The sequence below is a fragment of the Paenibacillus sp. RC84 genome, from assembly GCF_041260495.1.
Lineage (GTDB): Bacteria > Bacillota > Bacilli > Paenibacillales > NBRC-103111 > Paenibacillus_F.
Genome location: NZ_JBGBYL010000002.1, coordinates 154,492 through 170,659 on the forward strand (window position 1 = coordinate 154,492; position 16,168 = coordinate 170,659).

Below are 16,168 nucleotides of genomic sequence, written 5' to 3' on the forward strand. Positions count from 1 at the left end.
CATCCTATACATGCTTCACGATATTCGCGATAGTTACGATTAAACAAGGGAGGTTAACGAGATGAAGAGAAAGAGAGCGATGAAACTCGTTTTGGCTTGCGCGCTGACGACGGCGGTGCTGTCCGGATGCAGCAGCGGAGGTGAGAAAGGCGCCGGGGAAGCGGCAGAGGCGAAAGGCGTAAATGCGACGGGGTTCCCGATCGTCCAGGAGCCGGTTACGGTCAACGCTTTTGCCGCCAAGTTTTTCGCCAATGCCGACTGGAACAAATTGAAGCTGTGGCAGGAATACGAGAAGAAAACGAACATCCACATCAACTGGGAGACCGTCCAGAAGGACGCCTTGAAAGAAAAACGAAATCTGCTCATGGCGAGCAGCGGGTATCCCGACCTGTTTTACGCATCCGCTTTCTCGAAATCCGACTTGTTTAAATATGGCAAGCAGGGTGTATTTCTGCCCCTGAACGACTACATCGATCAATATGCGCCGAACCTCAAGGCTCTGATGGAGAAATACCCGGTCATTAAAAAGGGCATCACCATGCCGGACGGCAAAATTTACAGCCTGCCGACTTTGTATGACCCGGAATTCCGGTCCGTTTTCTTCAATACCCCTTGGGTTAAGACGGAATGGCTGACCAAGCTGGGACTGAAGGAACCGGAGAACCTCGACGAATTTGCGGCGATGCTGAAGGCATTTAAGCAGGGAGATCCGAACGGGAACGGCAAACCGGATGAAATCGCGTGGGGCGGAGTCGGGACGACAGGAATTGTCGGTTACTTGAGAGGTTCCTTCGGTCTAGGCAACCACGGCAACGCCAACCAGTATGTCGATACGGAACCGGATTCGGGCAAAATCCGCTTTATCCCCGCCGATCCGCGTTACAAAGAAATGCTGGAATACATCCACAAGCTGTATAAAGACGGCCTGCTGGAGCAGGATATCGCCTCCGTGAAAAGCGAGGAGATCGACGCGAAGGGAACCGCCGGGCTGCTGGGCATCGTGGATAACGTAGACCCTGCGGCGATCTATAACCAGAAAGGATACGCCGGCCTGCCAGTACTGAAAGGACCGCACGGCGATCAGCTCTACACGTATATCGGTTCTCCGCTCGGCAATATCGGGATGTTTATTCTGACCGATAAAGCCAAGAATCCGGCCGCTATGGTCCGGTGGATGGATTATTTTTACGGCGAGGAAGGCATCAAGATGTTCTTCATGGGCTGGAAAGACGACACGTACAAGGAAGAGAGCGACGGAACGGTCGATTATGTGGACGCCATCAAAAACAACAAGGACGGTCTCAGCCTCGACCAGGCGGTCAGCCAATATCTGATCTGGCCGGGCGGGTATTACCCGGGATTCGTCAAGCAGGCGTACTTCAAAGGAGCGGAAGGGCTTCCTACCTCCGTAGCCAATTCGAAGAAAGCCGATCCGCACGTACTCAAGCCGGAGGAAATCTGGCCGGCCTTCAATTTCACGACGGAAGAACAGCAGGAATTGACGACGCTGGCCAATGACATCGAAACGTATGTCACGGAAATGAAAGACAAATTCATCGTCGGAGATGCGCCTCTGTCCCAGTGGGACGACTATGTGGCGACCCTGAACAAAATGGGACTGGACCGCTACAAGCAAATTTATCAGGCTGCACTGGACCGCTACTCCAAGAGCAGTTAAGGGAGAGAGAGAACATGAGCGAATTGACCGCAATATTAATCGGCGCGGGCGCCCGGGGAGCGGGCGGCTACGCCCCTTATGCCCTGGATTATCCGCATGAGCTGCAGTTCGTGGCCGTGGCGGAGACAGATGCCGAACGCAGGGAGAAAATGGCGGAGAAGCACGGCATTCCGGCAGAGCACCGCTACGATACGTGGGAAGAGCTGCTGAACCTGCCCAAAATGGCGGATATCGCCGTCATCTGCACCCAGGACCGGATGCACTACGAGCCGACGATGCGGGCTCTTGCCGCCAAGTATCACGTGCTGCTGGAGAAGCCGATGTCCCCGGACCCGCGCGAGTGCCTGGACATGGAGCAGGCCGCCCGGGACAACGACCGGCTGCTCACGATCTGCCACGTGCTGCGCTACACGCCGTTCTGGACGGCGGTCAAGACGGCCATCACGGAGGGAAGAATCGGCGAGGTGGTATCCATCCAGCTCAACGAGAACGTGGGCTACTGGCATATCGCCCACAGCTTCGTGAGGGGGAACTGGAACAACTCGCACAAAGCCAGTCCGATGATCCTGGCGAAATCTTGCCACGATATGGACGTCCTGTCGTGGCTGATGGATAAACCGTGCAGCCGGGTAAGCTCGTTCGGCTCGCTCATGCACTTCAACGGGGCGCACGCGCCCGAAGGCTCCGCGGACCGCTGCCTGGACTGCGCGGTGGAGCCGACGTGCCCGTATTCCGCCACGCGGTTCTATCTCAGCCGGGAATTCAGAGGCTGGGCCGGGCACTTCACAAGCGACCTTTCCAAGGAGAGCATCGTAAAAGGGCTGCGCGAGACGGACTACGGACGCTGCGTGTACCGCAGCGACAACAACGTCGTCGATCACCAGGTGGTGAACATGGAGTTCGAAGGAGGCGCCACGGCCATGTTCAGCATGTGCGGTTTTACGTTCGAACAGGAGCGGCGCATTCAGATCATGGGCACGCGGGGAGAACTGAGGGCGGAGGGCGACTCGATTATCGTCTACGATTTTCTGACGCATCAGAAGACGGAGATTACGATCCCCGTCCAGACGGCGGGACACGGAGGCGGGGACAGCGGCATCGTCCGCAGCTTCCTCCAGGAAGTTCGGAATTACAGCGGCCAGGAAGGCCTCACCTCTGCGGCTGCTTCCGTCCGCAGTCATCTGATGGCCTTCGCGGCCGAAGAATCCCGTCTGAACGGCGGAGCGCCGATCGAATTGACGGAATACGCCCGGACGCTCGCGCAAAACGCGGGCGGGCTGAGCGGTTAAAACGGCGGCGGCCCGGTTTTTACGTAAGCGCTGATGGGCCAAGGCGACAGCGGAGATTGGACATCCGGCAGGGCGCAGAATGAAGCGGCGCAGTTCGAATCCATTCATTAAAGGAGGTTGTTTTAATGAAGAAGTTCATTGCCATGCAAGTGCTTGTGCTGATGATGCTGTTGTCCGCGGCCGGTCCGGTTATGGGGGCCAGTGCGGATAACGTGTATGTGAACCCGGTCAATCCGTCGCCGTCGGACATCGTGATGAGCGACTGGATGGCGGTGCAGACGACTCCCTATACGTACTGGGCCACGCAGAACTGGAACCAGGGCGCCGAAGGCGGAGGGTATGCCGGCTTCCAACAGGACGACGGGAATAGCTTCGCCCCGCGCCGTGTTCATTTCGCGATCTGGGACCCGATCAATTCCACCCTTCCGATCACGGCCAAATACGTTACGCCCGGCGGACGGCTGTCCCCGTTCGGAGGAGAAGGCACGGGCATGAAGGTCATGACGCCGTATGCCTGGCAAACCGGCCAGTGGTACCGCATGGTTGTGCGCACCTGGAGCGAAGGCTGCACGGGTACGTGCTTCGGACAGTGGGTGAAGGATGCCGGGAAGAACGAATGGAAGCTGATCGCCGTTCTCGATCATCCGGTCGCCGGATTGTCCCTTCACGGGGGACTGGGCCTGTTCCAGGAAGACTGGAACGGGACGGCTCAGAACGTGAGAGAAGGCCGGATCAAGAACGGCTACAACCGGAAGCTGGACGGCACCTGGAATTCGTGGGCCGGCCAGCGAATTTCGACCAACAGCTCTCTGGGCAACTGGGACGGAGGAACCGCAGGCGATTACTTCTGGTTCCGGGCCGGCGGGTCTACAACACCCTCCATTGCGAGCAACACGGTCAAAACCGTTAATCAGCCGACCGCTCCCGCGTACGACAGCATCGTGCTGGCTTCAACCGGCGCGGCTTACAAGAACGGCCAGTTGACCGTAAATTGGCAGCTGCCGGCTTCCAGTTCTCCGCAGTTTAAAGTGTCCGCTGCCGTGTACGGCAATGCCGCCCTCGCGGGAAGCCCTCTTGCGGGCAAAACGGAAGTCAGGCCGGAGGCAGTTTCGCAGTCTCTCGCGGTGAGTCTTAAGGCGGGCAGGACGTATTACGTCAAACTGACGATCACCGATCTGTTTGACCGCACGCGGTCCGTCACGATTCCGGTGAAAGCCTGATCCTTGCCGGGCTGTCCGGGCACCCGGCTGTCTGCCGTTTCCCTGTTGGGCGGGCATTGCGTTCCGGCGCGAAGGATGTGAGTAACGGTTATAATTGAAACGGATTTGATCGATAAATGAGACAAATTCGGGTATATGATTGAGACAAAAGTTAATTAGCCTAGAAGAATCAAGTGCTTGATTCTTCTAGGCTTTTTTATATTTTAAAATAATATGTAGTGTTTGGTCATGTTATATAGCCCAAAAAGAAAGGTGAACAATAAAGGAAGTCATTATCATCCGCATATCATTGGAAGTTTCTATAGCTCTAAAAATCAACGGCCGGTAGAATTTGAATAGTCTAAGATGTGGGAGTATTCCTTGGGAAATTTGAAGGAGTACTCCTTTTTTTTACGCATTCTTTTGCAACAAGAAAAATCTAAATATTTTAATGATTTATATACATTTTTTAATATTCTTGAACTGCAGGTAATGATAAGGCTCGTTGAATAACGTCAAACATCTGAAAAAGTGAAGGATTTACCTATATTTCTTTTCTTCTGCAAATTGAAAGCGCTATCTATAATAAAAAGGCAAGGCATCGTAATGATAAAAATCACATCTTGGTTTCAGGTAAGTAAAAAGGGAGGTTGTTTAAAGTGAATGTAAAGAAAGTAACTGCATTAACCCTTAGTACGGTCATGTTAGGAGGCCTCCTGGCAGGCTGCAGTTCTTCCAAAGAAGCCGAGCCGGCCAAGACAGGCAGCAGTAAAGATCCGGTAAAGCTGACGTTCTGGTTTCCGGGTGCGGATAAAGCGAATGATGAGTATTTCACCAATGCGGCAAAGGAATTCGAGAAACTTCACCCTAATGTGCAGGTCGAAACTACCGTATTGCCTTCATCCGCGGAGGATATCGACACCAAACTGAACGCAGCCAAGCTTAGCGGCACGATGCCCGACGTTTTCTCCGCGTACCTGGCTTTCATGGGATCCCGGGGGGCCAAAGGCGATTTCGCGCCGTTGGACGAGTACATCGCCAAGTGGGATGAAAAAGGGGATGTAATGGAAAGCGCGCTGACGGCTGGCAAATATAAGGATAAAACGCTGGGCCTGGGCTTTTTCCCTGCACCGGAGATTCTGACTTACCGTAAGGACTTTTTTCAGGAAGCGGGCTTAGACCCTAACAAGCCTCCGGCTACCTGGGAGGAACTGGAAAGTTACGCCGAGAAGCTGACCAAAAGGGATCCCAACGGCAACGTCACACGCTCCGGGTTTGACATTCCGCTTACTTCCGCGGACGTATTTGTTGAGCCCTTCTTGCGGCAAAATGGCGCTAAATTAATCGATGAGCAGCAAGGGGTTCCGGTTTTGAATGACAGTAAAGCGGTAGAAGGCTTGAAGTTTCTGGTCGATCTGAATAATAAAAAAGTCAGCATTCCTTACAATTATCAGAAAAAAGATGAAATTCCGTTTGTAAGCGGCAAGTCCGCCATGTCCTTTTTGCAAACAAGCGGCATTAGCAATCTCATCAAGAACAACCCGGATCTGAAGGACAAGCTGGGTTATGTGCCTGTGCTTAAGAAGGAAGCGAAAGTCGGTTTCAACGGTTACCGTCTATTTACGATCGGAAATGCGAGCAAGCATAAAGAGGAAGCGTTCGAATTCATCAAGTTCATGATGTCCAACGATCAAGTGTGGAAGCGCTATACGGACTTGAAAATTCCGGTAGTGAAAAAATCCCTGGAAAAACAATTTACTGATGTGGATCCGGAATTTAACGGCGTTCTCATGGACTATGTGAAAAACGGAAAAGGAAAACCGGTTGTTCCTTGGTTAACCCTCTACAACAAATACATCATCCAGTCTTACGAGGAAGCAATAAGCATGAAGAAAACGCCTGAGCAAGCCTTGAAGGATGCGCAAGAGAATGTTGAAAAAGAATTGAAAAATATCAGCCAATAAATGAGAGATAGACTGGTTTGTAAAGCTTAGAAGTCTTAAGTTCTACAAACCTTCTTCTTAGGATAGCGGGATATTTGGCTGGAAGGAGAAACACAATGAATGCAAGCACAGTTCCACATAAAGCGGCGGCAGGACAAAAATCGAAGAAACGGCGGCTAGATCATGATCCGATCGGATATGCGTTAATCACACCGTTTTATCTGTTTCTATTCGTCTTCGTCCTGCTTCCCATTTTGATGAACATTTATTTAAGTTTTACGAATTATGACATGAATAGAATGGATTTTATCGGATTCAAAAATTATAAGGTGTTACTGTCGGATACTTTTTTCTGGATATCCCTCAAAAACACAGTGATATATACCTCTTTTACGCTCTTTTTCACATTGGCGCTCGGTTTGGTCTTTGCCGTGCTCTTAAATAACAAATTGGTCGGTCTTCCCTTTTTCAGAACGGGATTTTTTACGCCTCACGTAACCTCGATGGTCGCGGTATCCATGATCTGGCTGTGGATTTACGAACCGTCGCGCGGGATAGCCAACACGGTTCTGGGCTTTTTCCAAATTCAGGGGAAGCAATGGCTCTATGACGCAAATTGGGCGATGGTTGCCCTGATTATTATGGGCATATGGAAATTCGTAGGCTACAATATGGTCATTTATTTGGCCGGATTGCAAGGGGTTCCGCGTGATTTATATGAAGCGGCTTCCGTCGATGGCGCGAATTCCTTGCAGAGGTTTTTTTACATCACGGTCCCCATGTTGAAGCCGATCACATTCTTTCTATTGATTACAGGCTTGATCAACAATTTCAACGTATTTGAACAAATTAAAATTTTGACCAACGGCGGGCCCATGAATTCCACGACTACAATTGTTCATCAAATCTATAACCGCGCCTTCGGCGAATTTCAGCTTGGTTATTCATCGGCGATGGCCACGGTATTACTGGGGATTATTGCGGTTATTACCATCGTCAATTTCAAATACGGACAAGGTAATGACATTGATTAAATAAGGTGGTTGTTGAAGCATGGAAAATTCAAAAACAAGGATAGGGCTTTCTGTCATTGTATTAATCTTTTCATTGTTCATGATCTTTCCCTTTGTATTGATGGTAATCACATCGCTGAAAACGATGGGGGATATCATGTCTCCGCAGTTTATTTTCTTTCCTAAAACATGGGTCTGGCACAATTATGTCGAGGCTATGAGCAGGGGAAACTGGGGGAGATATTTTTTTAATTCTTTGTTTGTAACGGTTATTACCGTGGTTATAAGTTTGGTTCTTAACTCGATTGCCGGCTACAGCTTCGGCAGATTGAATTTTAAAGGCAGAGATATCTTGTTCGTAATCTCTCTGATCGGCTTAATGATTCCACCTCAAGTAACAATGATCCCGGTATTCTTGATTTTGAAGCATGTTCCTTTTGCAGGCGGCAATGATATGTTCGGACAAGGCGGATTAGGCTGGATCAATTCGTATATGGGTTTAATTGCTCCTTACGTTGCAGGCTCCTTCGGGGTGTTCCTGTTCAGACAGTTTTATCTCGGCTTTCCGAAAGAATTGGATGATGCGGCGAAAATCGACGGTTTAACCCGGTTTCAGACGTTCATGTACATTTACGTGCCTGTCAGCAAACCGATCTTTGCGACGCTTGTTGCTTTGAAGGCTACTCAAGCATGGAATGAGTACACATGGCCACTCATCGTGACTAACGTGGATGAGATGAAAACCGTTCAACTCGCATTGACGATGTTCCGGGACGAGACGCAAGTACAGTGGAACCTTCTGATGGCCGCGACGACTATCATTATCCTGCCGCTATTAATTCTGTTTTTGTTCACGCAAAAATACTTTGTCCAAGGTATTGTCACATCAGGAATAAAGGGCTAATTACGTAGATAAAGGAGAAAGTATTATGAAGGCAATCGTATTGCTCCTGGATTCGGTTAACAGGCATTATCTCAGCGCTTATGGCGCAACGGGCGTGGCAACGCCCAATCTGGACAGGCTGGCGGAGAAATCCGCCGTTTTCACGAACCACTGGTCAGGTTCCCTGCCGTGCATGCCTGCCCGGAGGGATATGCTGACGGGGCGGCTGGGTTTTCTTGAACGCAACTGGGGGCCGATAGAGCCATTTGACCATACGTTGCCGCAGGTGCTGCGGGATAACGGCGTATTTTCTCATATTGCAACGGATCATTATCATTATTTCCGGGTAGGCGGGGAGAATTACTGTCAACAATTCGATACTTGGGATTTTATCCGCGGCCAGGAGCTCGATTGTTTGGTTTCCAGGGTCAATCAGCCGGAGAAACCGGAGCAGATCGGCAAATTTATGCCGCAATACGCGCTCAACAGAACGATGTTTCACGCCGAGGAAGACTATTCTTCGCCAAAAACGATTCGCTCCGCTCTGAATTGGCTTGAGGATAACCGGGAGGCGGACAACTATCTCTTATGGGTTGAGGCATTCGATCCCCATGAGCCGTTTGACCTGCCGGAGAGCGAATTGGAAACCTACGGGGACGATTACAATGGGCCGCCCTACTATTGGCCGGAGTACGGTCGCGTGAATGTGCCGGATGATGCGATCAAGCATATCCGGAAGCGGTATGCCGCATTGCTGACGATGACGGACCGCTGGGTCGGCAAGCTGCTGGATGCCATGGACCGTCAGGGGATGTGGGAGGACACCTTGCTGATCTTTACTTCCGATCACGGTTATATGCTCGGCGAGCATAACTTTATGGCCAAAAATGTAATGCCGGCGTACAACGAAATCTGCCATATACCGCTCATGGTGCACATGCCCGGAGGCAAGCATGCCGGGAAGCGGATTGATGCCCTGACGCAGAACATCGATGTGTTCCCGACCTTGCTGGAGCATTTTGGCGTGGACGCAAGCCGCTGCCAAAACAAGCTGCATGGGAAATCGTGGCTGCCTTTGATACGCGGAGAAGTTCCCGCTATCCGAGACTGCGCCTTATACGGCTATTTCGGGAAAAATGTGAATGTTACAGACGGAGAATACACTTACTTTAGAGCATCGTCCCGGGAAAACAATTCACCGATTCATCTGTACACGGCAATGCCCACAACGATAGGACATTACTACGGACTGGATCATATTATTGACCCGGGCCGAATCGAGATGGGACCGTTTTTGAAATGGACAAATTTCCCTGTTTACAAAATACCGGGCGATAATGTGCAAATGAAAGACCAGACCCAATCCTTCCATATCAACGGCTCATTTATCCAAGAAAATCTGCTCTTCCATAACATAGACGACTATGGACAGAATCATCCGATTCACGATGAGGAGATAGAGCGGAGGATGATCCAGCTGTTGCACAAAGCGTTGGAGGATCATGATTCGCCGGATGATCAGTATTTGCGGCTAGGTTTGCAATAGAATCGAAGGGTATGTCTCGACAAGAGACATCCAAAAGAGGCATACCCTTCGTTCCTATAAATATTAAATATTTGGGAGGTCAACAATGAAATTTTTCAAGAAAAATGTAAGCGGATTCATGAGTTTGTTGTTGAGCGCATCCGTGATCGGAGCAGGCGTCACAGCCCCTAATGCTGCAGCTGCTGCTGATGCCTCGGGCACCAAAATAACGGTGGACTCCGGCAATGTCCTTCATGCCATTCAACCTGGTTTGTTCGGCGTGAATCACCGCTACTTCGTCAATGGCGTCGGCATGTGGGATCCGGTGACGAAAAGCGTGTATTCCGAGTTTGACCAAAATTTATCCGAACTCGGCCTAAAATCGCTCCGGTATCCGGGCGGGACTACAGCCAACCTGTTTTGGTGGAAGCGTGCCATCGGCCCCGTCGAACAAAGAATCAATCAGGTCAACCCTTATTTAGGCAATGGTCCGGAGAAAGCGAATTTCGGACTGGATGAAGCTATGCGCTATTCCGAAAGCCACGGGTTCCTGACGCCTTATGTATATAATATAGGGAACGGAAACCCGCAAGATGCCGCTGAGCTGGTCGAGTATTTGAACGCTCCTGCCGACGCTGCACATCCGTGGGCAATGAAGCGTGCCGAGAACGGACATCCGGCCCCTTATAATATCAAAACGTTTGAATTGGGTAATGAAATTAATTTTGTCGGACAAATTTATTGGATGACTGGACAAATCGTTTCCCAAGATCCCGCCGTGCTTGCTCTAAACAGCAATGCCGATCTTAAAGCAGCCTACTTGTATGCCAACGGAGGCACAGTGCAATTTACCCTCCAGAAAACGGGGCTAATTGACGACTGGAGAGAAGCCGATCCTACGGACGCTTCCAAAAGCAATGGCCAACCTAACCAGGTCAAGTATGCCAAGTACGCTCCGATTGATGCTGGATCAGCGGTAGAAGTATCCGTGGGCAAAAGCGTGTACAACCCGGCGTCCGGCAAAATGGATCTCTGGCAAGGACAGACGTGGACTCAGGTACCCGACATCTCCTCAGCAGGAGCAACCAATTCTTATGAGCTGGATTACGCAACCGGGGCCATTCAGTTCGGCGACGGTACGAACGGGTCTATTCCTGCTGCCGGCACAGAAATCAAAGTCAGCTATCAGACCACACACGCCGGGATCGGTGAATATTACACCAAAATGAAAGCGGTTGATCCTTCAATTAAGATTTACAGTGCCATGGACCAGAGTTATGCCTTAGCTGCATTCGGCAATACGGTTCCTTATGACGGGGTTGTCATTCATCCTTACACGGGAATAGTTAAGGAGCCGACACTGGGCTTTTCCATTAAGACTCCGTATGACCCGAATAACGTTCCTAAGTATCATTATGCCACGATTCTGGATTCGGAGGCCAAAGTGCAAGAAGTGAAGGAGATCGGGCACGCTTCCGCTACGATATCGGGGCGCAACATCAAACCTATTGTAACGGAATACGGCGCTCACGACCCTGAGTATAAGACATATCAGGAGAATGGCGTAACCAAAACCGCCCTTTTGTATGAGGGATCTTTGGGAGCAACTCTGCAAACGGCGAATATGCTTATGCACTTCATCGATATGGATTTGGAATACGCATTGCGCCACTCTCTCATTGATAGAACGTTCGAGAACAAATCAGCCGTGCCTATGGCGCTTTTTGATACCTACACCTTCTTGCCGTCAGCTTCCGCTTACATGTACAAAATGTTTACGCATATGAGCGGCGCGAACGAAGTGAAGTCCACGATCGAAAATAATCCGGTAAGGACAGTGAACATTGACAATAAGGATCAAAATATCAACAAGTTGATGACGGTGGCTTCGAGAACAGGCGACGATCTGTATCTGATCGTTCTGAATCAGGATGCAACGGATGCGGTAACTTCCGCTGTGCAGTTGTCCGGGTATACGGCACAATCGGCCGAAGTGTGGACATTGAACTCGGAGAAGCTGGAAGACATCAATACGAACGATAATCCGAATAAAGTGGACATTGATACGAGCGCTCTTGCGATTAACTCGAGCACTTTCAATTACACGTACCCGGCTCACTCGCTTACCGCGTTTAAGTTTACACCTTTAAAATCCGGCGGTTCCGACTCCCAAGGGAGTCAAGGCGGCGGTGGAGCAGCCGTATCTTCACCGAATTCTAACAGCGTATCCATTGCTGCCGGAGGTTCCGGGGAAGTCAGCCTGGGGAATGAAGCATCGGTTAAGATTCCTGAAGGAGCTTTGAACGAGGCGGCTAAAATCAGCATTCAAAAAATTGATAGGACGGACAACTTAAAAACCGATAAGATGAAGCTGATAAGCCCGATTTTCGAGTTGTCGAAAAATGTCAATGGAGATTTGAAGCATCCGGTTGCTCTTACGCTTCAGGTAGATTCGGCTTTACTGGCAGACAATAAGGCATCTATTTTCTACTATGACGAAACAGCCAAGAAATGGGTGGAAGCAGGCGGTACCGTTAGCGGCAATCAAATTACTGCGCAGGTCGATCATTTTGCCAAATATGCCGTATTTGCGCTGGAGCAAGAAGCCGGCAAACCGTCGGACGGCAACAAGTGGGGAGATATTCAAGGCCATTGGGCCGAAAAGCAGATTAAAGAGGGCGCGGATAAGGGCATCATTAACGGCTACGGCGATGGCACCTTCCAGCCTGACCGCACGATAACCCGGGCGGAGTTCACCGCTCTGATGTCACGGGCCATGCATGTGCCGGGAAGCAAGACGAAAGTTGACTTCGTGGATGCCGATCAGATACCGGGTTGGGCGCTGGATAGCGTCAGCAGCGCTGCTCACGCCGGTTGGATATCGAGTTATGAGGACAACAGCTTTAGGCCGGATCAGCCGATTACTCGGGCAGAGATTGTGACGATGGTCGGCCGGGCCATGAACCTGACGAATCAAGAGTCGGTTCAGACAAGCTTTGCGGATGATGCGGCTATCCCTTCCTGGGCCAAAGGGTTTATAGCGAATGCAGCGGCCCAAGGAATCGTAAACGGCAAGAACGGCAATCTCTTCGAGCCTAATGAAAAGGCGACGAGAGCAGAGGTTATCGTTACTGTGCTGAGAATGCTGCAAACTGCTTCCAAGTAATATCGCAGGTGAATGGAACTGAAATATAGACAAAGAGGAGCCGAAGAAATTCGGCTCCTCTTTGTCATGCCTGAAAGGGCTTGGGTTTATTTTGTGTATAGTTTACTGTATTCGGACGGCTTCATGCCGACGATTTTTTTGAAAACTTGTCCAAAATAGCTCGGGTTTGTGAAGCCTGTCGCTTCGCAAACTTTATTGATGTTAAGGCCGGGCTGTCTTAGCAGTTCCTTGGCCTTGGTAATGCGAATCTGCGCCAGGTAGGTGTTGAAGTTCTCGCTGGTTTGCTGCTTGAACAATTGGCTTAGATAGCTCTTGTTCAAGTGAAATTGCTCGGCAACGGACTGCAAGGAGATGTCCTCATGATAATTGCAATGCATGTATGTCACAATGGATTGAATGGTAGTATGGTAATTCATGTTTCTACTGGCTTGAGCGAAGCTTTGAATATCCTCCAAGACGCCCCGCAGATGCAGGAAACATTCCTCGAGGTTTTGACTTCTCTCCAAATTTTTGAAATACATCATTTTTCGGCTGTTCAGTTCATGAATCTCAACGTTCATTTCTTCAAGATGGTGAATGATATAATAGCAGGCTTCGATAAAGCCGTTTTTAACGGCAAACGGCTCCACGTAGCACCCTTCAGCAAGTCTGGCGGTTACACTGGCCTCCAACCGCTCGTATAGTCCCGAAATCTCCAGCTTCTCGATCGACTCATTAAAGTGCTTAAGCGTGAGATCCAGCGCCGCAACCCGATGAAGAAAGTCCTGCTCGTACAGGCATGAGCCCGGAGATTGGTAAAACCGGTAAGGACTTAGCGCCTGGAGCCGTGCGTATGCCGCGCTGATGCCGTCAAATCCGGAAAAAATGCCGCTGACGAAAACCCAACAAGCCCCTCTTTGAACACCCGGGATCTGTTGGGCGATATCCCCAATCCATGCATTGGCAGGAGTCCCGGCTTCTATGTTGCAGAGCAGGATTAACTGTCCTTCTCCCGGTGAAAAGCAGCAGCTTCCAACAAGGGCCGGGAACTTGCTTTGCAGCCTTGTTACGATGGCTTCCTTGGCTTCATCGAAATCGAAGGCTTCCATGATTCCCGTTGAATCGTTGATGGTTGGAGGCTCCAGTTGGATCAACACGCAGCATAGGGACTCTTCCTGCAGATGAATTTGATATTGATCCAATTGCTGTTTAACAGCTTCCGTTGAAAGCGATTGCGTTGTAATCAGATTTTTCAGAAACGCCTTCTCTGAAGCCTGGTTTTGCCTGACCGGAAGGACAAGATGCCCTGCTGCCGTTTTCTTGTTCATTGCTTTATCCATAGCGGCAACCAAATCCGTGTACTGCATTTTGGGCTTTAAAATATAGTCCGATGCCCCGAGCTGCAAAGTCTCTTTTACATAGTCGAAATCGTTGTAGCTGCTTAAAACAATAATTTGAATATCCGGGCGTTCATTTCTTAAACGGCGCGTAAGTTCAATTCCGTCCATGCCAGGCATGCGAATGTCGGTAACGACAATATCCGGGCTATATTTGTTAACAAGCTCCAGAGCCTCCAGACCGTCAGATGCTTCTCCTATAATCTCAAAACCGTATTGGGACCAGTCCACCATATGAATGAAGCCTTGTCGAAGCAGCTTTTCATCATCCACAATAATTACTTTATACATGGTGCTCTTTAACCTCCGTGCTCTTCATAAGTTTGGGCAGGGTAAGGATGACGGAAGTACCGAAGTCAGGCTGGCTGTGTATGGTCAGGCCATAGGAGGGTCCAAAGTTTAGCTTTAACCTCTCGTGAACGTTCCGGACGCCTATGCCGCTAAAGCGGGAGGAAGAAGGGGAAGCGGTTTCATTGAATACGCGGGCGAGTTCTTCCTCATTCATGCCCACTCCGTTGTCGATAATCTCGATTTTTAGACTGTCTTGATGGATGGAGCCGAATACGTTAATGACACCGGGTACTTTGCTCGGTTCGATACCATGGAATAAAGCGTTTTCGATAATGGGCTGCAACAAGAGTTTTGGTATTGTGCAATCCAGCATTTGAGGATCAATATTGTAACGGAGCGTGATGGCTTCGTCGGTACGTATTTGTTGAATGTATACATATTGTTCGATATTGTTGAGTTCTTCTTGAATGGTGATGAATTCATCGTTCCGGTTGATCGTTTGTTCCAATAAAGTTACAAGCGCATGGATAGTCGGCTCAATCAACTCCGTTTTGTTCACCCATACCAGACATTTAATGGAATTCAAAGTATTATACAAAAAATGCGGATTAATCTGCATCTGCAAAGCCTGCAGCTCGGCGATCCGCTTCTCTTCCTGGTTAATGACCAGAGCATTAATCGTCTTTTCCAGCTTTTCGATCATTTTGTCGTACTCAATGTTTAACAGTTTAACCTCATTGACGGGATAATCAGGCTCGACCGTCCCTTGGAGCCAATAATTCTGTACGCGCCTGGAAAGCTTGCGTATCGGCAATGAAATGGAGCGGGATATAAAGAATGCTGCGACCACAGACAATAAAATGCAAACAAAGGCCACGATGAGAATGGTTTGCTTCAAGGCGTCGATATCTTGAAAGATGCTGTTCATCGGGATGTTTTCTACGATGTACCAATCGACGCGATCTATTTTTTTGTACAGGGTCAGAAACTTTTGATTATGAATGGTTGATGATATTTTATAATTCTCTTCTGTTGCCAGCAGCTTTTGTACGTACGGCTCGTTCAGTATTTGTCCGACCCGTGACCTGTCGCTATGAGAGATAATATGGTTTGAACGATCCACAATCATGATTTCGTTTCCGTTTTGCAGCAGATTCTTATAAATAGTATATAAATTTTGCTCTTTTACGCTAATTAAGAACACACCGTAGTTTTTATTCAGCGCGTTGGTCTGCAGCAGCTTGGCTGCGGTAAATACCTGGGAATCCTCTTGATTCTTTAAATAGCTTCTGTGCGTGCTTAGCCAGGTGATTCTATCCGGGTTTTGGGCGAGTATGTCCTTCAACGGGAAATTCAGTAAGCGTTCCGGGTCCACAATATTATTTTCATAGTTTTGGGTATAGATTAAGCCGTTGTTTCCGATAAGAAACGACTGGAAACTGAGCCAATCGAACGCAAAGGAGTATCTCAACATGTTGTTCTCAACCTTGGCTTGATCGAGAAGCTGGTCGTAGGGGTTCGTGTACTGCTTGGTCAGCAAAGCTTCCAACTCGTTATTCATATTGTAAATATTGACGATTGCACTGACTTGATCGATCAGCACGTTGATGTTTTTGTTGATTTGTTCCAAAGTATTGATATTGGATTTACTGATCTGCGCATCAAGAAGCTTCTCGGACATTTTGAAGGATACGAGACCGATTAACGCTACAGGAATGATGCTGAGCAGAATATAGGTGATCAGAAGCTTGCTGAACATTGTTTTATTGGGAAACATTTTTTTGTACATAGGCTCTGGCTTCCAT

Annotated in this window: 10 protein-coding genes; 8 read left to right on the forward strand and 2 right to left on the reverse strand. The window is 49.3% G+C overall.

From position 1 onward, the window contains the following. Positions 1–61 precede the first annotated feature (61 nt). From ABH899_RS04435 to ABH899_RS04470, 8 genes are all read left to right on the forward strand, one after another. Positions 62–1,678, forward strand: coding sequence for an extracellular solute-binding protein (locus tag ABH899_RS04435; RefSeq protein WP_369994334.1), 1,617 nt, complete (start codon positions 62–64; stop codon positions 1,676–1,678). Positions 1,679–1,692: 14 nt separating this feature from the next. Further along, entirely contained in the window at positions 1,693–2,967 is a 1,275-nt protein-coding gene (locus tag ABH899_RS04440; protein WP_369994337.1) for a Gfo/Idh/MocA family protein, read from the forward strand. 125 nt (positions 2,968–3,092) lie between these two features. Further along, positions 3,093–4,187 carry a DUF3472 domain-containing protein gene (locus tag ABH899_RS04445; RefSeq protein ID WP_369994340.1) on the forward strand — a complete coding sequence of 365 codons (1,095 nt, stop codon included), beginning with the start codon at positions 3,093–3,095 and terminating at the stop codon, positions 4,185–4,187. 638 nt (positions 4,188–4,825) lie between these two features. Then, complete coding sequence (locus ABH899_RS04450) at positions 4,826–6,130, forward strand: ABC transporter substrate-binding protein (RefSeq protein WP_369994341.1); 1,305 nt, start codon at positions 4,826–4,828, stop codon at positions 6,128–6,130. Positions 6,131–6,225: 95 nt separating this feature from the next. Beyond that, positions 6,226–7,143, forward strand: a complete 918-nt coding sequence (locus tag ABH899_RS04455; protein ID WP_369994342.1) for a carbohydrate ABC transporter permease — start codon at positions 6,226–6,228, stop codon at positions 7,141–7,143. 19 nt (positions 7,144–7,162) lie between these two features. Next, complete coding sequence (locus ABH899_RS04460) at positions 7,163–8,026, forward strand: carbohydrate ABC transporter permease (RefSeq protein WP_369994345.1); 864 nt, start codon at positions 7,163–7,165, stop codon at positions 8,024–8,026. Between the two features lie 25 nt (positions 8,027–8,051). Then, positions 8,052–9,551: a sulfatase gene (locus ABH899_RS04465; RefSeq protein WP_369994347.1), complete on the forward strand. Its 1,500-nt coding sequence runs from the start codon at positions 8,052–8,054 to the stop codon at positions 9,549–9,551. An 85-nt stretch (positions 9,552–9,636) separates the two neighbouring features. Continuing rightward, a complete protein-coding gene (locus tag ABH899_RS04470) occupies positions 9,637–12,696 on the forward strand; it encodes an S-layer homology domain-containing protein (protein WP_369994348.1) in 3,060 nt (1,019 codons plus the stop codon). An 86-nt stretch (positions 12,697–12,782) separates the two neighbouring features. On the opposite strand, the gene ABH899_RS28575 is transcribed toward ABH899_RS04470, so the two are convergent. Beyond that, positions 12,783–14,363: a response regulator transcription factor gene (locus ABH899_RS28575; protein WP_483312610.1), complete on the reverse strand. Its 1,581-nt coding sequence runs from the start codon at positions 14,361–14,363 to the stop codon at positions 12,783–12,785. Beyond that, complete coding sequence (locus ABH899_RS04490; RefSeq protein ID WP_369994351.1) at positions 14,356–16,152, reverse strand: sensor histidine kinase; 1,797 nt, start codon at positions 16,150–16,152, stop codon at positions 14,356–14,358. The genes ABH899_RS28575 and ABH899_RS04490 overlap by 8 nt, the downstream gene beginning before the upstream one ends. Positions 16,153–16,168 lie beyond the last annotated feature (16 nt).